13 protein-coding genes are annotated in these 20,950 nt (G+C 72.8%); 9 read left to right on the top strand and 4 right to left on the bottom strand.

Going from position 1 to position 20,950, the window contains the following annotated elements; genetic code table 11:
- Nucleotides 1–65: 65 nt before the first annotated feature.
- Complete coding sequence (locus P3T34_RS27680; RefSeq protein WP_280672440.1) at nt 66–1,262, bottom strand: ROK family transcriptional regulator; 1,197 nt, start codon at nt 1,260–1,262, stop codon at nt 66–68.
- A 357-nt stretch (nt 1,263–1,619) separates the two neighbouring features.
- On the opposite strand from P3T34_RS27680, the gene P3T34_RS27675 reads away from it, so the two are divergent.
- The 4 genes from P3T34_RS27675 (at nt 1,620) to P3T34_RS27660 (ending at nt 7,760) form a co-directional block, all read left to right on the top strand.
- Entirely contained in the window at nt 1,620–3,494 is a 1,875-nt protein-coding gene (locus P3T34_RS27675; RefSeq protein ID WP_280668741.1) for a PQQ-binding-like beta-propeller repeat protein, read from the top strand.
- A 118-nt stretch (nt 3,495–3,612) separates the two neighbouring features.
- The gene (gene pepN, locus P3T34_RS27670; RefSeq protein ID WP_280668740.1) at nt 3,613–6,192 is read left to right on the top strand and encodes an aminopeptidase N; all 2,580 of its coding nucleotides are present in this window, start codon (nt 3,613–3,615) and stop codon (nt 6,190–6,192) included.
- 138 nt (nt 6,193–6,330) lie between these two features.
- Nucleotides 6,331–6,891: a Uma2 family endonuclease gene (locus tag P3T34_RS27665; RefSeq protein ID WP_280668739.1), complete on the top strand. Its 561-nt coding sequence runs from the start codon at nt 6,331–6,333 to the stop codon at nt 6,889–6,891.
- 176 nt (nt 6,892–7,067) lie between these two features.
- The gene (locus P3T34_RS27660) at nt 7,068–7,760 is read left to right on the top strand and encodes a VIT family protein (protein WP_280672438.1); all 693 of its coding nucleotides are present in this window, start codon (nt 7,068–7,070) and stop codon (nt 7,758–7,760) included.
- 70 nt (nt 7,761–7,830) lie between these two features.
- On the opposite strand, the gene P3T34_RS27655 is transcribed toward P3T34_RS27660, so the two are convergent.
- Nucleotides 7,831–8,064, bottom strand: a complete 234-nt coding sequence (locus tag P3T34_RS27655; RefSeq protein ID WP_280668738.1) for a hypothetical protein — start codon at nt 8,062–8,064, stop codon at nt 7,831–7,833.
- A 21-nt stretch (nt 8,065–8,085) separates the two neighbouring features.
- The gene (gene malQ / locus P3T34_RS27650) at nt 8,086–10,155 is read right to left on the bottom strand and encodes a 4-alpha-glucanotransferase (RefSeq protein WP_280672436.1); all 2,070 of its coding nucleotides are present in this window, start codon (nt 10,153–10,155) and stop codon (nt 8,086–8,088) included.
- A gap of 570 nt (nt 10,156–10,725) precedes the next feature.
- Here malQ and P3T34_RS27645 point away from each other — a divergent pair.
- Nucleotides 10,726–14,850, top strand: coding sequence for a beta-N-acetylglucosaminidase domain-containing protein (locus P3T34_RS27645; protein ID WP_280668737.1), 4,125 nt, complete (start codon nt 10,726–10,728; stop codon nt 14,848–14,850).
- A 92-nt stretch (nt 14,851–14,942) separates the two neighbouring features.
- Here P3T34_RS27645 and P3T34_RS27640 read toward each other — a convergent pair whose 3' ends face one another.
- A complete protein-coding gene (locus P3T34_RS27640; protein ID WP_280668736.1) occupies nt 14,943–15,563 on the bottom strand; it encodes an HNH endonuclease in 621 nt (206 codons plus the stop codon).
- 441 nt (nt 15,564–16,004) lie between these two features.
- Here P3T34_RS27640 and P3T34_RS27635 point away from each other — a divergent pair, with 441 nt between their 5' ends.
- The 4 genes from P3T34_RS27635 (at nt 16,005) to P3T34_RS27620 (ending at nt 20,948) form a co-directional block, all read left to right on the top strand.
- On the top strand, nt 16,005–17,060 hold the full coding sequence (locus tag P3T34_RS27635; protein ID WP_280672435.1) for a mechanosensitive ion channel family protein: 1,056 nt from the start codon (nt 16,005–16,007) through the stop codon (nt 17,058–17,060).
- A 210-nt stretch (nt 17,061–17,270) separates the two neighbouring features.
- A complete protein-coding gene (locus P3T34_RS27630; RefSeq protein ID WP_280668734.1) occupies nt 17,271–18,479 on the top strand; it encodes an ROK family transcriptional regulator in 1,209 nt (402 codons plus the stop codon).
- 92 nt (nt 18,480–18,571) lie between these two features.
- A complete protein-coding gene (locus P3T34_RS27625) occupies nt 18,572–19,930 on the top strand; it encodes an ABC transporter substrate-binding protein (protein ID WP_280668733.1) in 1,359 nt (452 codons plus the stop codon).
- Nucleotides 19,931–19,949: 19 nt separating this feature from the next.
- Nucleotides 19,950–20,948: a sugar ABC transporter permease gene (locus P3T34_RS27620; protein ID WP_280668732.1), complete on the top strand. Its 999-nt coding sequence runs from the start codon at nt 19,950–19,952 to the stop codon at nt 20,946–20,948.
- Nucleotides 20,949–20,950 lie beyond the last annotated feature (2 nt).

Genomic DNA, 20,950 nt, shown 5'->3' with positions numbered 1-20,950 from the left:
GGGGATCCAAATGGTTTCGTTATCTTCTCGAAGGCTGAGTTGAGACAAACGGCGCAGATCCTGCGTCAGCCGCGGCTGGCTGAAGCATGGGTGGAATGCCCGAGTGTGCCCGTTTCGCCCATCTCGCTCATCACCAGCGCGAGCGCGCCCAACACCTCCGCGCGGCCGCCCAGCGTGCCCGGGACGATGGAGAGCTGACGGGCCGCGGAGGGGATGGCGTAGCGCGCCACGGAGTCCCTAATCGGAGAAAGTACCAGCTCACCGGCCTCGGCGAGGTCGCCACCGAGGATCACCCGGCGGGGATTGAGCAGGTTGCAGAGCATCGCGACACCACTGCCGATCTGCCGGCCGGCGTCGGCGATCACCCGACGGCACCCCAGATCGCCGTCCCTGGCCAGCTGGACGACCGTGGACAGGGTCAGCTCGCGCTCATGGCTAGCGTTCAAGAGGTTGAGCAGGTAGCGGGAGCCGACGAAGGTCTCCAGGCACCCGCGGTTGCCGCAGCGGCAGACCGGCCCGGCCTCGTCCAGGGTGATGTGCCCGATCTCGCCGGCCGTGCCGCCCGGGCCGCGGTAGATCTGACCGTTGATCACCAGACCCGAGCCGACGCCGCTGGCCACCTTGATATAGGCCAGGTCGCTCAGGCCGCGCCCGGCGCCCCAGACCAGCTCGCCCAGCGCGCCGAGGTTGGCGTCGTTGTCGACGTACACCTGCATGCCGAGCCGGGAGGAGAGCTCGCGGCCGGGCGCGATGCCCGTCCAGCCGGGCAGGATCGCGGTGGAGCCGAGCGCCCCGGTCTCCACGTCGATCGGCCCCGGCACGCCGAGCCCGACCCCGATCACCTTGTCCGGGCGGAAGCCGGCCTGCTCGAGCAGGCGTTCCACCAGGGCCTCGGCCCGGTCGAAACCCTGAGCCGCCGAGACGTCCACGTTCATCGGCTCGCTCTCCTCGGCGAGCACCCGGTGCGCCAGGTTGCCGACCGCCACCCGCAGGTGGGAGTGGCCGAAGTCGACGCCGACCACGATTCCGGCGTCCCCGCTGAGCGAGACCGAGCGCGCCCGGCGCCCGCCCGAGGAGGTGTCGGCGACCACGACGGTGCCGCTCTCCTTCAGCTCCCGGACGATGTTGGAGACCGTCGCCGCCGACAGCCCGGTCCCCCGCGCGATCTCGGCCTGGGTCAGCGACCCCGCCATCCGCACGGCACGCAGCACCCGCTCCAGGTTGGCCCGGTGCAGCGACGACTGCGAACCCGGCGTGTCCATCGACATGATTTACCCTCCCAGGGGCCCGGGGACCCGACCGTCCCCGCCCCAGGCCGCGCCATTGCGGCGGAGCTAGCGAATGAGGGGCTGCGGCGCCGCGTGCCGCCGGAGTCGCAACCAGTGTTCACCTTCAACTTGTGAACTCTATGCTGCGCCGGGCCGACAATGCCGCGTCAAGGCCGACCGACACCTGCTCCAGCCCCCTCGGCGGGCCCGTCGGGAGGCCTCGCGACATCGAGCCGGACCTGCCAGGGCGGCCGAATGGAGCACCCTTACGATGTCCTTATCTCAGCCGCCCCACCGGCACCAGAACCGGTCGCCGCGGCGGCACACAAACCGAAAATGACGGGGCAACATATGTCAGGGGATCAATCGAACCCGGGCGCCGGTGGCGTGCCGGGCGTCGAGCCGCAGGACTCCGCACCGGCAGGTCAGCAGGGCACGGGGGCCGCACGGCGGCCGGCCGTCGACCCGGCGGCGGTCGCGGACCAGTTGACGCAGCTCGACGGAGCACCGATCCCCGCCCAGGCCGCAGGCCCGGCGCCGGCGCAGCCGTCCGCGGCGCCCGCCGCGCCCGCGGACATCAGCTACCAGCCGACCGCGCCCGCCTTCCCGGCGCAGGCGCAGGCCCCGGCAGCGCAGGCCCCGGCCGCCCCCGCACCGGCTCCGGCTGCGCCGAGCGGACCGCCGCCGTCGTCGTACGGCGCCCCGATCGGCCCGTACGACCCGCAGGCCGCGCCCTCCTACGGCTACCCGCAGGCCCCGCCGCCGGTCTACGCCCCGCAGCAGGGCTTCGGCCAGGGCGGCCCGACGCCCGACCAGGGTGGTTACGGCGCCCCGCAGTACAACCAGCAGGCCGGCTACGGCTACCCCGGCCCGGTGATGGCGCCCCCGCCGGTGGCCAAGCAGCGCAACCCGGTGCTGATCTTCGGCGCCGTCGCCGGCAGCGTGCTGGCGATCGCCATCGTGATCGGCCTGATCGTCCTGATGTCCCCGAACACGCCGGCCAAGCCGAGCGCCAGCGGCGGCGTCACGGGCGGCGCCACCAGCGGCGGCAGCACCGGCGGCGGCGGCACCACGGCCGGCCAGCTCAACGCCGCCTGGACCGTGCCGAAGTCCACCGCCAGCGGCTCCGACTCGCACACCCTGGGCGAGTGGACCACCGACAAGCTGTTCGTGCGTGGCGACGCCACCGGCCTGACCGGCTACAACATGAGCAACGGCCAGGTCGCCTGGACGCTGACGCCGCCGGCCGGCACCAAGGCGATCTGCTCGATGTCCGAGAACGCCAACTCCAAGTACATCGGCGGCATCAGCTTCAACCTGGGCGACGACGACTGCTCCGCCGTCGGCGCGGTCGACGCCACCACCGGCAAGCTGCTGTTCAAGGTCGGCGGCACGCTGCCGCAGAAGAGCTTCGACACCCAGCTCACCGTCACCGACACCACGGTGGCCGCCGCCAGCAGCGGGGTGCTGGGGGGCTTCAGCCTGACCGACGGCCACGCGCTGTGGACGTACAAGGACCGCGGCGAGTTCTGCAACGACAGCTCGGACACCGCCGACAGCGTCGTCGTGGTCAGCGACTTCTGCCCGGACGCCACCCCCAAGCAGCAGGTCAGCGTGCTCAACGCGGACACCGGCCAGATCACCTCGTCGTTCCCGCTGACCACCGACAACGACCGGCTGACCAACATCGTGTCGACCAAGCCGCTGGTGCTGCAGATCTCCTCGGGCTACGACAACGACTACCTGCTGGGCTTCGACGCCACCGGCAAGCCGATGGCGAAGATCCCGCTGAAGGTCGCCGGTGAGGACCGGCTGCAGCTCAGCTCCGCCTCCGCCGCGCTGAGCAAGGACATGGTGCTGGGCAACACCCTGTACGTCGAGGTCAGTCAGAGCGACAAGACCGCGATCCGGGCCATCGACCTGGTCTCCGGCACCACGCTGTGGACCGTCGACGGCGGCGCCGAGCAGGGTCTGCGGCTGGCCAGCGGCAGCAAGGACGGCAAGCCGCTGGTGATCGCCATGGACGGCTTCGGCAAGGGCGCACGCCTGGTCACGCTGGCGCCGGCCGACGGCTCGCTCACCAATGTCTACGGCATCGCCCTCAAGAGCGACAGCTTCATGCCGTTCCAGGACGCGCAGGTGCTGGTGTCGACGGACGACACCGAGGTGCTGACCGTCCCGCAGCTGCCGATCGAGGCCAGCGCGACGCTCTACAGCAAGAGCTGACCGGGCGTCCGGGTGCGGCGGCGCGATCAGCCGCCGCACCCGGACCCCGAGCGGGGCCGCGTGGGAGGATGCCAGGGATAAGGCCGGTCGGTCTAAGCCTGACGAAGGAGTCCTGCGAGTGCCTGGCACCAACTTGACCCGTGAGGAGGCCCGTACCAGGGCCCAGCTCCTCCATGTGGACGCTTACGACATCGAGCTCGATCTGAGCTCGGCCCGTGACGGCGGCACCTTCCGCTCCACCACCGTGGTCCGCTTCACCGCCGCCCAGCCCGGCGCCGCCAGCTTCATCGACCTGGTCGCCCCGACCGTGCACGAGATCGTGCTGAACGGCACGCAGGTCGACACCTCGGCCTTCGCCGACAGCCGGATCGCGCTGACCGGCCTGGCCGCCGAGAACGAGCTGCGCGTGGTCGCCGACTGCGCGTACACCAACACCGGCGAAGGCCTGCACCGCTTCGTCGACCCGGTGGACGGCGAGACCTACCTGTACAGCCAGTTCGAGGTGCCGGACGCCCGCCGGGTGTTCGCCTCCTTCGAGCAGCCCGACCTCAAGGCGGCCTTCACCTTCACGGTGACCGCCCCGCGCGGCTGGGTCGTGGTCTCCAACTCGCCCACCCCGCAGCCGGTCGGCGAGGGTGACACGCAGGTCTGGAACTTCACCCCGACCGGTCGGATCTCCACGTACATCACCGCGCTGATCGCGGGCCCGTACGTCGGCGTCTTCGACGAGTACACCGAGGGCACCCAGACCGTCCCGCTGGGCGTCTACTGCCGCCCGTCGCTCAAGGAGTTCCTGGACGCGGAGGCGATCTTCGACGTCACCAAGCAGGGCTTCAAGTACTTCCAGAACGTGTTCGACTGCCCGTACCCGTTCGAGAAGTACGACCAGCTCTTCGTCCCGGAGTTCAACGCGGGCGCGATGGAGAACGCCGGCGCGGTGACCCTGCGCGACCAGTACGTGTTCCGGTCCAAGGTGACCGACGCCGCGTACGAGGGCCGCGCGACCACCATCCTGCACGAGCTGGCCCACATGTGGTTCGGCGACCTGGTCACCATGGAGTGGTGGAACGACCTCTGGCTGAACGAGTCGTTCGCCACCTACGCCGAGATGGTCGCCCTGGTCGAGCCCGAGGGCACCCGCTGGCCCAACGGCTGGACCACCTTCGCCAACCAGATGAAGACCTGGGCCTACCGGCAGGACCAACTGCCGTCCACCCACCCGATCATGGCCGAGATCAACGATCTCGACGACGTCATGGTCAACTTCGACGGCATCACCTACGCCAAGGGCGCCTCGGTGCTCAAGCAGCTGGTCGCCTACGTCGGCCAGGACGCCTTCTTCAAGGGCCTGCAGGCGTACTTCAAGCAGCACGCCTGGGGCAACACCACGCTGGCCGACCTGCTCGGCGCGCTGGAGAAGACCAGCGGGCGCGACCTCAGGTCCTGGTCGAAGGCGTGGCTGGAGACGGCCGGCATCAACGTGCTGCGCCCGGAGATCGAGGTGGACGCCGACGGCGTCATCACCTCCTTCACCGTGGTCCAGGAGGCCCCCGCACTGCCCGCCGGCGCCAAGGGCGAGGCCGCCCTGCGCCCGCACCGGATCGCCATCGGCAGCTACCAGCTGACGGACGGCAAGCTGGTGCGCGCCGACCGGATCGAGCTGGACGTGGACGGCGAGCGCACCGCCGTCCCCGAGCTGGTCGGCCGTCAGCGCCCGTCCGTGGTGCTGCTCAACGACGACGACCTGTCGTACGCCAAGCTGCGGCTGGACGCGGACTCACTCGCCGTGGTCACCGAGCACCTGGGCGCCTTCGCCGACACGCTGCCGCGCGCCCTGGTCTGGGCCGCCGCCTGGGACATGACCCGGGACGGCGAGATGGCCGCCCGCGACTACCTGGCGCTGGCCACCTCCGGCCTGCCCCGCGAGTCGGACATCGGCGTGGTCCAGTCGGTGCAGCGCCAGGTCAAGAGCGCGCTCGACATCTACGCCGACCCGGCCTGGCGCGAGCAGGGCCTGGAGCAGTGGGCCGCCACCGCCGAGGAGCGGCTGCACGCCGCCGCCCCCGGCAGCGACCACCAGCTCGCCTGGGCCCGGGCGCTGGCCTCCGCCGCCCACTCGGAGCAGCAACTCACCCTGCTGGCCGGGCTGCTGGATGGCACGGTGGAGATCGAGGGCCTGGCCGTCGACACCGAGCTGCGCTGGGAGCTGCTGCTCAGCCTGGTCGCCACCGGTCGCGCCGACGACCAGGCGATCGAGGCGGAGCTGGCCCGCGACAGCACCGCCGCCGGCAACGAGCACGCGGCCAGCTGCCGCGCGGCCCGGCCGACGGCCGCCGCCAAGGCCGAGGCCTGGGCATCCGTGGTGGAGTCGGACGAGCTGACCAACTACGTGCAGGACGCGATCATCAAGGGCTTCGTCCAGGCGGACCAGCGCGAGCTGCTGGCCCCGTTCACGGCGAAGTACTTCGCGGCGCTGCAGTCCGTCTGGGACTCGCGCAGCCACGAGATCGCGCAGCAGATCATCGGTGGGCTCTACCCGGTCTACCAGGTCGAGCAGGCCACCCTGGACGCCACCGACGCCTGGCTGGCCGAGGCGGAGCCCGTCCCGGCCCTGCGCCGTATGGTCATCGAGTCCCGCGCCGGCATCGAGCGCGCCCTGAAGGCACAGGCCGCCGACCGCGCGGCCGGCTCGCGCTAGCCGCTGATTCGAGACCGCTGACAGGCCGTCGGCCACGCAGCTCCCGCTGCGTGGCCGACGGCCTGTCGCGTACCGGAGCCGAAGCGGCACTACGCTGGGCTCGGGCCAGTCCGGACCGACCCTTGGTGGAGGCACCAGATGGATTACGCAAGGATGCGCGCCGTCGCGGACGAGCTCGCCGCCCTCGCACCGGAGGACGTCTGGGCCACCGAGATCAGCGGGGACGAGATCATCATGATGATGAGCCCGGCCAACCTCCATGAACTCATCGTCTACCGCCTCGCCAAACAGCTGGACCGCCAACTGGAGAAGTCGGCCCTGGAGCTGATCGCGCACGGTGGAGCCGATGTCGAGGACTCCGCGTCGGGCATCAAACGCCGACCGGACATCATGGTCTTCCCCGAGAGTGCTCTGGAGTCGGGCGACGCCGTCCACCCGCGTGACGTGGTGGCCGTGGTGGAGGTCGTGTCCAAGTCCAACCCGGAGAACGACTACCAGGGGAAGATGCGCGACTACCCCGTCATGGGCATCCCGTACTACCTGATCGTGGACCCCCGCAACGGCACCGGCATCGTCCTCTCCGCGCCGCACACCACCCCCGAGGGCCCCCGCTACAGCACCCGCCGGGAGTTCCGGTTCGGCGAGAGCGTCCTGCTCGGCGCATTGGAAGTCGACACGGCCGACTTCTCGACCTACTAAGAGGCCGCGCCGGCATCGAGCGCGCCCTGAAGGCGCAGGCCGCCGACCGCGCGGCCGGCTCGCGCTAGCCGCTGATTCGAGACCGCTGACAGGCCGTCGGCATGTCCGGGTCGCAGGGGAGAGCGACAGGTGTTGCTGGTGGGGTGGGTGGGGAGACTGGGGGCGTGGACGAAGAGATGGCGCAGGCGGATGCGGGGGCCGGGGGGCTCGGGGTTCGGTTGAACTGGCTGCGGGCGGGGGTGCTGGGGGCCAACGACGGGGTGGTGTCCACCGCGGGGCTGGTGGTCGGGGTGGCGGGGGCGACCGCCTCCTCGACGGTGCTGCTGGCCTCGGGGCTGGCCGGGCTGCTGGCGGGGGCGCTGTCGATGGCGTCCGGCGAGTATGTGTCCGTCAGCACCCAGCGGGACGCCGAGCAGGCGGCGCTGGAGCTGGAGCGCCGCGAGCTGGCCGAGCAACCGGTCGCTGAACTCGCCGAGCTGACGGGCCTGTTGGAGGACCGGGGGCTGACGCCTGAGCTGGCGCGGGAGGTGGCCGAGCAGCTGACCGAGCGGGACGCGCTCAGCGCGCACGCCCGGGTGGAGCTGGGGATCGATCCCGAGCAGATCGTCAATCCGTGGCACGCGGCGGCCGCCAGCTGCGCGTCCTTCACGGTCGGGGCGCTGCTGCCGCTGCTGGCCATCGTGCTGCCACCGACCGGGCTGCGGGTGCCGGTGACGGTGTGCGCGGTGCTCTGCGCGCTCGTCCTGACGGGCTGGCTGGGCGCCCGTCTCGGCGAGGCGCCGGTGCGGCGCTCGATCGCGCGCAACCTCGTCGGCGGCGGGCTGGCGATGGGCGTGACCTACGCGGCGGGGTACCTGATCGGGTCCTGAACCGGCAGCGCGCGGGGACACGGGCGAACCCCGCCGCCCGGACGGGCGGCGGGGTGGGTGCCCGCGGTGGCTACTTCTTCTTGTTCTTGGTGACCGTCGACTTGGAGCCGACCATGACCAGGCCCGCGATGACCGCGAAGGCCACCAGCGGGATCGCGACGTACAGACCGAGGGTCTGCGCGACCGACAGGCCCTTGTAGGAGCCGTCGGCGACCTCCTGGGCGAAGGCGGGCGACGACATCAGCATCATCAGCGTGGCCGCTGCGGTGACCGCACCAGCGCGCAAAGCGTTCCTCTTGTCCACGTTTCCTAAGGTAGCGGCCCCTTATCGGGCCCCGCGCGCCGGGGTCCGCCTTCCGGGCAGCAGCGCCGCCAGGGCCAGCGCGCCCGGGGCCGCGGCCAGCTGCTCCAGGGTGACCGGGGTGCCGGCGGCGTCGGCGACCGGCAGGCGCCAGTTGGGGTACTGGTCCCAGGTGCCGGGGAGGTTCTGCGGCCTGGGGTCGCCGACGGTGTCGGGCAGCCAGACGCCGAGCAGCTGGGCGGGGGTGGCGAGCAGGAAGCCGTAGAGGGCGGCCGGGTCGATCGGGGCGTCCGGGTCCAGCAGGCCGAGCCGGGTCAGCTCCGCGTGCCAGTCGGCCAGTTCGGCGGCGGCCTCGGCCTCCTCGGTGGCCAGCGGCCGGGCCAGCAGGCCGAGTTGGTGGCGCAGCTCGACGTGCTCGCCGGACAGCCGGGCCGCGGTGCTGGGCAGGTCGTGGGTGGTGAGGGTGGCCAGGCAGGCGGCGCGCCAGCGCTCGGGGGGCAGCGGGCTGCCCTTGTCGCCGGTGTCGCCGGCCCAGTCGCGTTCGAACCAGAGCACCGAGGTGCCCAGGATGCCGCGCGCCGTCAGTTCCTCGCGCACGCCGGGCTCGACCGTGCCGAGATCCTCGCCGATCACGGCGGTGCCGGCCCGGTACGCCTCCAGGGCGAGCACGCCGAGCATCGCCTCGGCGTCGTAGCGGACATAGGTGCCCTCGGTGGGCGGGTGGCCGGCCGGGACCCACCAGAGCCGGAAGAGGCCCATCACATGGTCGATCCGGATCGCGCCCGCGTGCCGGGCGGCGGAGCGCAGCAGCTCCGCGTACGGGGCGTAGCCGGCCGCGGCGAGGGCGTCGGGGCGCCAGGGCGGCAGTCCCCAGTCCTGGCCGTGGGCGTTGAAGGCGTCGGGCGGGGCGCCGACCGAGATGCCGGCCGCCAGGACGTCCTGGAGCACCCAGGCGTCGGCGCCGTCCGGGTGCGCGCCGACCGCGAGGTCGTGGATCAGGCCGATCGGCATGCCGGCCTGCTCGGCGGCGCGCTGGGCGGCGCCGAGCTGCTCGTCCAGCTGCCAGGCGAGCCAGCGGTGGAACTCGACGGCGTCGGCCGACTCGGCGCGGGCGGCGGCGACCTGCGGGGAGTCGGGGCGGCGCAGGCCCTTGGGCCACTGGTGCCAGTCGCCGCCGTGCTGCTCGGCGAGGGCGCACCAGGTGGCGTACTGCTCCAGCCAGTCGCCCTCGCGCCGCACGTACGCCTGGTAGGCAGCCTCGCGCCCGGGGCCGCGCGGGACGGCGTGCAGCAGCTGCAGGGCCTCGCGCTTGAGGGCCCAGACGGCGTCCCGGTCGATCAGGCCGTCGTGCTGCAGCACCTCCTGGCGCAGCCGGTCGGCCTGCCGGCCGAGTACGGCCAGCCGCTCGGCGGCCTCGGGGCCGGCGTAGGCGTACTCGGGGACGGCCTCGACCCGCAGGTGCACCGGGTCGGCGAAGCGGCGCGAGGACGGGCGGTAAGGCGAGGGGTCGGACGGGGTGCCGGGCAGCGCCGCGTGCAGCGGGTTGAGTTGGAGGAAGCCCGCGCCGAGCGCTCCCGCCGACCACTGGGCCAGTTCCGCGAGGTCCGCCAAATCGCCCATGCCCCAGGAGCGTTCGGAGAGCACGGAGTAGAGCTGGGCCAGGAAGCCCCAGCTGCGGCCCGGCAGGGCGGGCAGCCGGTCGGGGGCGACGATCAGCGGCGTGGACTCGGCGCGGTCGGCGAGGCGCAGCCGCAGGGTGTGCCGGCCGAGCGGGAGGTCGGCGGGCAGCCAGTGCGAACGGCCGGGCGGCAGCTGCCAGTCGGCGCCGTCCTCCAGGGTGATGGTCAGCCTGGCCTCGGCGGGGACGTCCAGGGCGGTGCGCCGGCCGGAGCGGGCCACCAGGCAGGGCGGCAGCAGCCGGGCGGCGGCGCCGGCGCGGTGCTCGGCCAGCGCGTGCTCGACGGCCTGCGGGGTGCTCGCGTCCACGCCGAGTGCGGCGAGCACGGCGATCAGGGTGTGCGCGGAGACCGGGACGGGACCGGCGCCGGGGTCGTAACTGGTGTCCACGCCATGGGCATGCGCGAGGGCGGCCAGTGGGGCGGGCGGCGGCGGGGCGTCCTCGGCGGGGGGCGCGGCGAGGGGCGCGGCGGCGGACTCGGCTGCGGCGGGGTCGGATCCGGACGTGGCGGCGTCGTCGGGGCGGTTGAGGTATGCGGCCAACACGGGCTCCTGCAAGGCTCGGCGGGGCGGGGCAACGGCACGGCAACGCGGCACGGCAACGCGGCACGGTGACACGGTTGGTGACGCTGTGGGCGACGCTGTGGGCGACACGCTTGGTGACAGCCCAACTCCTACCCGTGCGCACCCGCCGCGACCCGCACCGGCACGCCGGGAGGGCGTGGCGGTGACCCAATCCAGGGCGGCTCGACAGCGGGTCGAGTCTCACTGGGTGATCGTCCGGCGAACGCGGATCGTGACCGAACTGCCAGGCAAGCCGGGGCAAATGGGACAGATGAGTGCACCGCGTTGACACTGCGGCGCCCACCTGGTGGGCTGGTGCGGCGGCTACCTGTCCCGCTCGGCGGAGTTCGTGGACCGGGTTCGTCGCGCGCCCGTCGATCACCCCGTTCGGCCGAACTGCCCCTCGGCCGCGAGGAGGCCCCTGTGCAGACCCGTGTGTCCGCAGCCGCCGGAAGGCGGTTGCGGCAGCAGCTCGAAGACAGCCCGGCTCTGCGCGAAGTCCTCCACCACCCAGCCGTCCTGGTCACCCGGCGCGCCACCGCCAGGACCGCCCGCCTGGTCGCCCCGCGCACCGCCGACCTGCTGATCGCCGACCTCAAGGGCACCGAGCCGCTGCTGCCGGAGGTCCGCGTCCTGATGGGCCGGACCACCTCGGGCACCGGCGTCCTGACCCAGCGTCGGACTACCCTGCGGATCGCCGCCACGCTCTCCGTCGCCGCCGTGATCGGCACCCTGCTGGCCACCGCACCGGCCTCGGCCGCGCCCGGCCAGGGCTCAGCGATCTCGGTCAGCGCCCCGGCACCGGTCCGCACCCCGCTGGGCAACCTGGCGAACCCGCAGGTCTTCCCGCAGCCGCAGGAGCAGCACCTGGCCGGCAAGCCGGTGGCGGTGCCGGCCTCGGTCGTCCTGGCGCTCGCCCCGCAGGCGGACCCGGGCGCGCTGGACGCCGTCCGCGAGGTGCTGGGCGACGCGGGCGCGACCGGCTTCACCACCCCCGCCCCGACCCCCGCGCCCGGCTCGCTGGTGGTGTACGTCGGCGGCCCGGGCGAGGAGTCGGACGGCGGCGCGCAGCAGGCGCTGCACGCCCTCGGCGCACCCTCCCCGGCCGGCCTCGCGCCCGGCGGCTATGTGCTGGCGGCCGGTCAGCTGCCCGTCCCCGGCGCCGCCGGGACGTACGGCGTCGTGGTGCTCGCCGGGGTGGACGCCGAGGGCACGTTCCACGCGGCGCAGAGCCTGCGCCAGTTGCTCACCGGCATCCCGGCGGGCCAGGGGCAGAGCGCCGGTGCCTTCGGGTTCCCCGGCATCGTGCTGCGCGACTGGCCGACCGGCGCGCCGGTGCGCGGCATCGCCGAGTCCTTCTTCGGCACCCCGTGGACCACCGCCCAACGGCTGGACCAGATCGACTTCCTGGGCCGCACCAAGCAGAACTTCTACCTCTACGCCCCCGGCGACGACCCCTACCGCCAGGCGCAGTGGCGCGACCCGTACCCGGCCGACCAGCAGGCCGACCTGCGCGCGCTGGCCGACCGCGCGCGGCTGAACCACGTCACGCTCGGCTACGCCGTCGCCCCCAACCAGAGCTTCTGCTACAGCTCCGGCAAGGACGTCGACGCGCTGATCGCCAAGCTGGCGGCGATGCGCGAGCTCGGCTTCGAGGCCTTCCAACTGCAGTTCCAGGACGTCGCCTACAACTACAACGAGTGGCACTGCTCGCAGGACAGTCGGACGTACGGCACCGGGGCGGCCGCCGCCGCCAAGGCGCAGTCCGAGCTGGCCGCCAAGGTGCAGAGCCGGCTGATCGCCGCCAACCCCGACCTGGCGCCGCTCTCCATCGTCCCCACCGAGTACTACCAGGCGGGCCCGAGCATCTACCGCACCGCGCTGGCGGCCGGCCTGCCCTCGGCGGTCCAGATCGCCTGGACCGGCGTCGGGGTGATCCCGGGGACGATCACCACCGGTCAGACCACCGACACCGCGGCGCTGCTGCAGCACCCGCTGGTCACCATGGACAACTACCCGGTCAACGACTCCACGCCGGACCGGCTCTACCTGGGCCCCTACGTCGGCCGCGACCCGGGGGTGGCCACCGACTCGGCGATGCTGCTGACCTCGGGCATGCAGCAGCCGACCGCCTCCCGGATCGCGTTCTCCACCGCCGCCGACTTCGGCTGGAACCCGACCGGCTACCAGTCGGACGCGTCCTGGCAGTACGCGCTGCGCGCGGTGGCCGCCGGCGCCGTCCCCGGCTCCCCCACCGACGCGGGCAGCGGCCCGGCGCTCGCCGCACTGACCGCGCTGGCCGGCAACAGCGCCTCCTCGCCGCTGGCCGGCCAGGAGTCCGGCTACCTGACCCCGCTGCTGGCCGCCTTCTGGGCCGCGCTGCAGCCCGCCGGCGGCGGCACGGTGGACCTCGGCAAGCTCCAGCAGGCCGCCGACCCGCTGCGAGCCGCCTTCAGCACGATGGCGGGCGCCCCGGCGGCGCTCGGCGCGGGCCCCGACGCCGCCGACGGCAGCCTGGCCGCCGAGACCGCGCCGTGGCTCAGCCGGCTGGGCACGTACGGGCAGGCCGGGCAGGCCGCCGTGGACATGCTGCTCGCCCAGCACCACGGCGACGGTGCCGGCGCCTGGCAGGCCCGGGTCACCCTGCGGCAGCTGCGCACCCAGCTCGCGCAGGGCGCGGTGACGGTCGGCGCCGGCGTGCTCGACCCGTTCCTCGACCAGGCGCTGCAGGCCTCCGACAGCTGGTCGGGGGTGAGCGCCGGATCGCTCAGCCCGACCACCACCATGGGCGCCGCCAACGACCACGGCCCGGAGCTGATGACCGACTCCTCGCCGGACACCTTCTACTGGACCTCGGACCCGCCGCAGCACGGCGACGCCTTCGGGATCGACCTCGGGGACGGCCGCCCGGTGGACACCGTCACCGTGCGGATGGGCTCCACCGACGGCCAGGCCGACCCGGGCAGCGACGCGGCCGCCGCGGCCGACGACTACCTGCACGACGGCGTGCTGGAGTACACCACCGGCGACGGCGGCTGGAAGCAGCTGGTGAAGGTGCACAACCAGAAGACGGTGGCCGCCAAGCTGCCGGACGGCGTGCTGGTCAAGGCGATCCGGCTGCGGGCCACCGCCACCCAGCAGACCGCCGTGGCCGTACGGGACTTCAGCGTCAGCGCGCCCGGCGCCGACCAGGTCACCGTCTCCGGCGGCCCGGCCCCGGCGGCCGGCTCCTCGATCAGCTCGGTGCTGGACGGCGACCCGGACACCGCCTACCGGGCGGCCGCCCCGCCGACCGCCGCCGACACCCCGCTCACCGTCGACCTGGGCCAGACCCGTCCGCTGGACCGGATCACCGTGCTGACCGATCCGACGGTGAAGGCCACCGCGACCGTCGACGTCCGCAAGGCGGACGGCAGCTGGGCGCGGGTCGGCACCCTGCAGCCCGGCTACAACGAGATCCCGACGGGCGGCCAGCCCGCCGACGCGCTGCGGCTGACCTGGGCGCCGGGCGGCGACGCGCCGGTGGTCAACCAGATCGTCCCTTGGTACGCCGATCTGCCGATCGCCCGGCTGACGCTGGCCGATCCGGAGCTGGACGTGATCGCCGGCGCGGCCACGCCCGCCGGCACCCAGGCCGCGGTGGACGCCGTCCGTCCGGAGGGCGCGAGCGGCGAGGTCCACGCCGAGCCGCCGGCCGGCGTGCCGGGGCTGACCGTCACCCCGGCGCCCGCCCCGGGCACGCCCGGCGCCCCGGTCAGCGTGCCGCGCGGCGGTCGGGCCGACACAGCGGTGCAGGTCAGCGCCGCCGCCGGGACGCCGTCGGGGACGTACGCCGTGCCGGTCGACTTCACCAGCAACGGGGTGACCATCCGCCAGACGCTCCAGGTGCACGTGGTGCCGCCGACCGCCGGGCCCGACCTGGCGCTGACCGCCACGGCAAGCTCCTCGGGCGACCTGTCCGCCAAGTACCCGGCCTCCGCGGTGACCGACGGCAACGCCGCCACCCGGTGGGCCTCGCCCCCGGTGGACAACGCCTGGGTGCAGCTCCAGCTGGCGCAGCCCACCCGGCTGGGCTCGGTGGTACTGCACTGGCAGGGCGCGTACGCCTCGTCGTACCTGGTGCAGACCTCGCCGGACGGCGTGACCTGGACGACGGTGGCGACGGTGGCGACGGTGGCCAACGGCCACGGGGGCACCGAGACGGTGCGCTTCGACGCGCCGGGGACGCAGTTCGTGCGGATGCAGGGTGTCAACCGGGCCACCAGGTACGGCTACTCGCTCTTCGGCATCGAGGCGTACGCGGTGGCCGGAGCCCCGACGGCGCCCAGCACGCCGGTCACCCCGCCGACGGCCCCCACCGGCCCGGGTGCACCCACCACGGCGCCCACCACGACGCCCAGCGGGGTACCGTCGGCGCCCGCCGGCTCGCCGCCGCCGACCGCTCCGCCGACGCCCGTGCCGTCGCCCACGTCAGCGGTGCCGGCCGGCGGGGTGCCGATGCCCCCCATGCCGTCGCCGTCCATGCCCGCGATGCCGGTCCAGCACTGAGCCCGGCCCCCGAAACGCCGGCGGGCCGGCCGCGCGCTCACCGGGAGCGCGCCGCCGGCCCATGAGGCGTACCGTACGGCCAGGCCTTGGGGTCAGGCGGTGAGCGATTCGGGCTGCTCACCGCGGTGGACGGGACGGGACCGGCCCAGCGGGACCGGTGTGACTCCCCCGTGGTCGGTATGGTCGTGGTGCTCGAAGTCGCGGAACTGGTCCGTGGCTCCGTAGGGCTCCAGGTAGGGCCGCCAGCGCGGGTCCTTGATCCCGGTTCCGATGATGCGCCAGGCGAGGCCGCTGGGCGGGGCCGGTGGTCGTTTCATCCGCCAGCCCAGTTCGGTCAGGTGGCGGTCGGCCTTGACGTGGTTGCAGCGGCGGCAGGCCGCCACCACGTTGTCCCAGCGGTGCTGGCCGCCGCGACTGCGCGGGATGACGTGGTCGACGCTGGTCGCGGCGGCCCCGCAGTAGACGCAGCGCCCGTGGTCACGGGCGAAGAGTGCGCGGCGGGTGAGCGGTACAGGCCCGCAGAAAGGGACCCGGACGAACCGGGTCAGTCGGACGACGGACGGCGCCGTAACGGCGCTGGTGGCGCTGTGCATGGTGAATTCCGAGTCCTCCAGGCTGATCGCCTTGTGATTGAGGACGAGGATGAGTGCGCGGCGCATCGATACGACGCCGAGTGGCTCGTAGGACGCGTTGAGGACCAGGACATGCGGCACGGATGCCTCCTTGGACGCCTGCGGCGCGTGGCTCGCGCCGGGACGAGCGGATGACCGCACATCGCTGCGCGATCACCCCCAGTGTCGCCTTACGACTTTGTACGGCGCCACCATTACCGGATAACGGACCGGAGTGGCTTCTGTCATAGCCCGCCGTGCTAGCTCTATGCCCAGAGCCGGACTCCGCTGCACTCGAACGGCCGGCGGACGCTGCGGGCCGGGTCGGCCGGATCACCTGTTCGTACGACCCGCCGACCGGTCGACGGCTCGGGGAGACCGCCGCCGGGCGATAGGCTCAGGCGATCGGCCCGCGCGAGCGGCGGTGTTCTGCACGACGGGGCGATTGCTACCCCGTCCCCTGCAGGAAGGTCCCCCGACGTGAGCCGGACCGGATTCCCGGCCCTCCTCCCGCTGGCCGCCGACGGTCACCCCGCGAGCGGGCTGGATCTGCCCACCAGTGCCGAACAGGTCTCCACCAGTACCCGGCAGGCGGCCAGCTGGCTCGACACCAACTGGCAGACCTGGGTCGAGGTGGCGGTGCGGATCGTCTTCATCCTCGTGCTGGCCCTGGTGCTGCGGGCCGTGGTGCGCAAGCTGATCACGCAGTTGATAGCGCGGATGTCCAAGGAGAGCGAGCACGAGTCGCCCGAGAGCAGCCGGCTGGGCGGGCTGCTGGTCAACTCCGAGCGCCGCCATCAGCGCTCGGCGGCGATCGGCTCGGTGCTGCTGAGCGTGGCCTCGTTCAGCATCATGGGCACCGCGGCGCTGATGGTGCTGGCCGACCTCGGGGTGGACCTGGCTCCGCTGCTGGCCAGCGCCGGGGTCGCGGGGGTGGCGATCGGCTTCGGCGCGCGCAACCTGGTGACCGACTTCCTCTCCGGGGTCTTCATGATCATGGAGGACCAGTACGGCGTGGGCGACGAGATCGACACCGGCGTCGCCAGCGGCACGGTGCTGGAGGTCGGGCTGCGGGTGACCAAGCTGCGCGGCGCGACCGGCGAGATCTGGTACATCCGCAACGGCGAGGTCAAGCGGATCGCCAACATGAGCCAGGGCTGGTCGACCGCGACGGTGGACGTCCAGGTCGGCTACCGGGAGGACCTGGCGATGGTCGAGGAGCTGATCCTGGACAGCGCCGAGGCGATGGCCAAGGAAGCGCCGTGGGACGAGCTGCTCTGGGACCCGGTGCGGGTGCTCGGGGTGGAGTCGGTGGCCGCCGAGACGGTGGTGCTGCGAGTGGAGGCCAGGACCATGCCGGGCAAGGCCTCGCTGGTCACCCGCGGGCTGCGCCAGCGGCTGAAGCACGCGTTCGACCAGGCCGGGATCAAGCTCAAGGAGGAGCCGAGCCCGGCCGCGCCCGGGCCGGCGCCGGTGGACACCCTGCCGCCCTCGGCGCTCTCCGACCCGGCCTCGGCACGCTCGCTGGCGACCCGGCCGATACCGATGCCGGTGCAGCACACCGCCGAGGACCCGACGAGCCCGCCCAAGGTGCCGTAGCCACGCCGCTCCCGAAGCCCCGTCCCCGCTGTTCAGGGACGGGGCTTCGGCGTGTCCGGCCCGGCTGCGGCGGTAACGGATCGGCAACCAGTCGTGAAGCGGTCATTGACACCCTCCCGAGCCGCGCCCTACCTTCCTCTCAGCGATTGGAAACTTTACTAACAATTACCTGCGTGGCAACCGCCCCGGTCGACGGAGGAGGATCAGCTTGTGACCGACACCACCCGCCCCACCGCCTCCGCCACTCCCACCCCGCGCCCCGGCACCCCCAGCCGGCTGCGGGCGATCAACGACCGGGCCGCGCTCGATCTGCTGCTCGAGCACGGCCCGCTCTCCCGGACCAGGATCGGCACCCTGACCGGGCTCTCCAAGCCCACCGCCTCCCAGCTGCTGGCCCGGCTCTCGGCGGCCGGTCTGGTGGTCCCGGTCGGCACCACGGCCGGCGGCCCCGGGCCCAACGCGCAGCTGTACCAGGTGAATCCGGCGGCCGGCTATGTGGCCGGGCTGGACGTGAAGCCCACCCACACGCTGTTCGCGGTGGCCGACATCACCGGCCGCACGCTCGCCGAGCACCTGCTGGCGACCCCGCCCCGGCAGGCCGCCGGCACCGTCCAGCGGCTCGCCGACGGGCTGGCCGAGACGGTTCGGCTGGCCGGGCTGGAGGCGGGGAGCATCGGCGAGATCGTGATCGGCACCCCCGGCGCGCTCGACCCGGCCACCGGCAAGCTGCGCTACGCCGCGCACCTGCCCGGCTGGCACTCACCCCGGCTGCCCGCCGAGTTGCAGGCCGCCCTGGGCGCCCCCGTCTCGATCGAGAACGACGTCAACCTCGCCGCCGTCGCCGAGCGGGTGCTCGGCTGCGCGCAGGGCTACGACGACTTCGTGCTGCTCTGGGCGGAGGAGGGCATCGGCGCGGCGATCATGATCGCCGGGCAGCTGCACCGGGGCTTCACCGGCGGCGCCGGTGAGGTCGGCTACATGCCGGTGCCCGGCGCCCCGCTGATCCGCAACGTCCGCCGGGAGAACTCCGGCGGGTTCCAGAAGCTCGCCGGGGCCGACGCCGTGCTGGCGCTCGCCAAGGAGCACCGGCTGGCCGGCGGGACGGCCGAGGAGGCGATCGCGACCGCGCTGGCGACCCCGGGCGCGGGCGACGAGTTCCTCGCCGTGCTGGCGAACCGGCTGGCCACCGGGCTGGCCGCGATCGTCGCGGTGATCGACCCCGAGCTGGTGGTGCTCTCCGGCGGCATCCCGACCGCCGGGGGCGAGCGGCTGCGCGACCTCGTCCACGAGGAGCTGACGGGGCTGGCCGTGCCGCGCCCCGAGCTGCGCAGCAGCACCGTCCCGGGCTCCCCCGTACTGCACGGCGCCCTGCAGCGCGCCCTGACCGCCGCCCGGGAGACGGCCTTCACCACCGCCTGACCCAACCGCTTGATCCGATCTTCCTTCCCCCATCCACACCCGGGCCGGCAGGCGATGACGCCTGCCCCGGTGTACCCCCAGGAGGACCATCCGTGCCCAGCAACCGCACCCCCGGAAGATCCCGCCGACTGGCCGCCGCCCTGAGCCTGAGCGCCACCGTCGCCCTGCTCGCCGGCGCCTGCACCGGAACCAACTCGACCGGCGGCGCCGACGACTCGGCCAGCGGCAAGGACGTCACCATCACCTTCTGGCACGGCTGGAGCCAGGACAACGAGACCGGCGCGATCAACGCCAACATCGCCGACTTCGAGAAGCTGCACCCGAACATCCACGTCAAGGTCGTCGCCAACATCTCCGACGACAAGAGCGAGCAGGCGCTGCGGGCCGGCGGCCCCGACGCGCCGGACGTGGTCTCCTCCTTCACCACCGACAACGTCGGCAAGTTCTGCTCCTCCAAGGTCTGGGCCGACCTCACGCCCTTCCTCAAGAAGGACAACATCGACCCGGCCGCCACCTTCCCCGCCCCGATGCTCCAGTACAGCCAGTTCCAGGGCGACCAGTGCTCGCTGCCGCTGGAGGCCGACGCGTACGGGCTGTACTACAACAAGACGGAGTTCGCGGCGGCCGGCATCACCGCGCCGCCCAAGACGCTCAGCGAGTTCGACGCCGACGCCGTCAAGCTGACCATCGCCAAGGGCGACGGCTACCAGCAGCTCGGCTTCATGCCGGACTACCACGGCTACGAGTCCTCCCCCGCGCACTACCTCGGCCAGTGGGGCGCCACCTACTTCGGCCCGGACGGCACGTCGAACCTCGCCACCGACCCGTCGGTGACGGCCATGCTGACCTGGCAGAAGAACCTGATCGGCCAACTGGGCGGCTTCGACAAGCTGGAGAAGTTCCGCACCACCTTCGGCGACGAGTTCAGCGCCAAGAACCCCTTCGAGACCGGCCAGGTGGCGATGGCCATCGACGGCGAGTGGCGGACCGCCTCGATCGCCGACGACAAGGCCTCGATCGACTGGGCCACCGCGCCGTTCCCGGTGCCGGACGCACTCGCCTCCACGTACGGCCGCGGCTACCAGACCGGCACCATCGTCGGGATCGCCCAGGGCAGCAAGAAGCAGGCCGCCGCCTGGGAGTTGGTGAAGTACCTGACCACCGACACGGACGCGGTGGTGAGCTTCGCCAACGCCATCCACAATGTGCCGAGCACCGTCGCGGCGCTCAACTCGCCGAAGCTGGTGGACGATCCGAACTTCAAGACCTTCCTGGACATCGCCCGCAACCCCAACTCCAGCACCACGCCCGCCAGTATCAACGGCGGCGCGTACCAGGTGAGCCTGCAGAACCTCGGCTACGACGTCGAGAGCGGCAAGCAGACCGATCTGGCGGCCGGCCTCGCGGCCACCGCCAAGGAGATCGACGCCGCCGTGAACCAGGCCAAGTGACGGCGGGTGACACGCACTCATGGCACTGACACTCGGCTCCCGCAGGGCAGTTGACCGCAAGGCGGTTGACCGCCCGCCCGTCCCGCCGGCGCTTCGCCGCAAGTACCGGCGGGAGGCGGCCCGCACGCTGGCCTTCCTGTCGCCCTGGCTGATCGGCTTCGGCGTCTTCTTCCTCTACCCGCTGGTCTCCACCGTCTACTTCTCCTTCATGAAGTACGACGGGTTCGCGGCGCCGGTCTTCACCGGGCTGAAGAACTGGAGCTATGTCTTCACCGACTACCCGTTCTTCTGGGTGGGTCTGCGCAACACGCTCTGGCTGGTCGTGGTGATGGTCGCGCTGCGGGTCGTCTTCGGGCTGGGGATCGGGCTGCTGGTCACCAAGATCAAGAGCGGCCTGGGCTTCTTCCGCACCGCGTTCTACCTGCCCTACCTGGCGCCGCCGGTGGCCGCCACGATCGCCTTCGCCTTCCTGCTCAACCCCGGCACCGGACCGGTGGACCACTACCTCGGCAAGCTGGGTCTGCCGCAGCCGGGTTGGTTCAACGACCCGACCTGGTCGAAGCCGGCCCTGACGATGCTCGCGGTCTGGGGCGTCGGCGACCTGATGGTGATCTTCATGGCCGCGCTGCTCGACGTGCCCACCGAGCAGTACGAGGCGGCCGAGCTGGACGGCGCGGGACCCTGGCAGCGGTTCCGCTACGTCACCTTCCCCAACATCACCCCGATCGTGATGTTCGCGGTGGTCACCGGCGTGATCCAGACCATGCAGTACTACACCCAGGCCATCGTGGCCGGCCAGGTCGCCAGCGGCATCATCGGCGGCTCGGGCGAGCAGTTCGAGCCCGGCTATCCGCACGGCTCCACCTGGACCCTGCCGCAGATGGTCTACAACCTGGGCTTCCAGCGCTTCGACACCGGCTCCGCCTGCGTGGTCGCGCTGATCCTCTTCGCCATCTCGATGGCCTTCACCTCGATCCTGCTCCGGCGCAAGTCGGGCTTCATGACGGCTGAGGACTGACC

The organism is Kitasatospora sp. MAP12-44, from assembly GCF_029892095.1.
Lineage (GTDB): Bacteria > Actinomycetota > Actinomycetes > Streptomycetales > Streptomycetaceae > Kitasatospora.
Note: the sequence above shows the minus strand (reverse complement) of the source record. Positions and strands in the feature narration are given on the sequence as shown.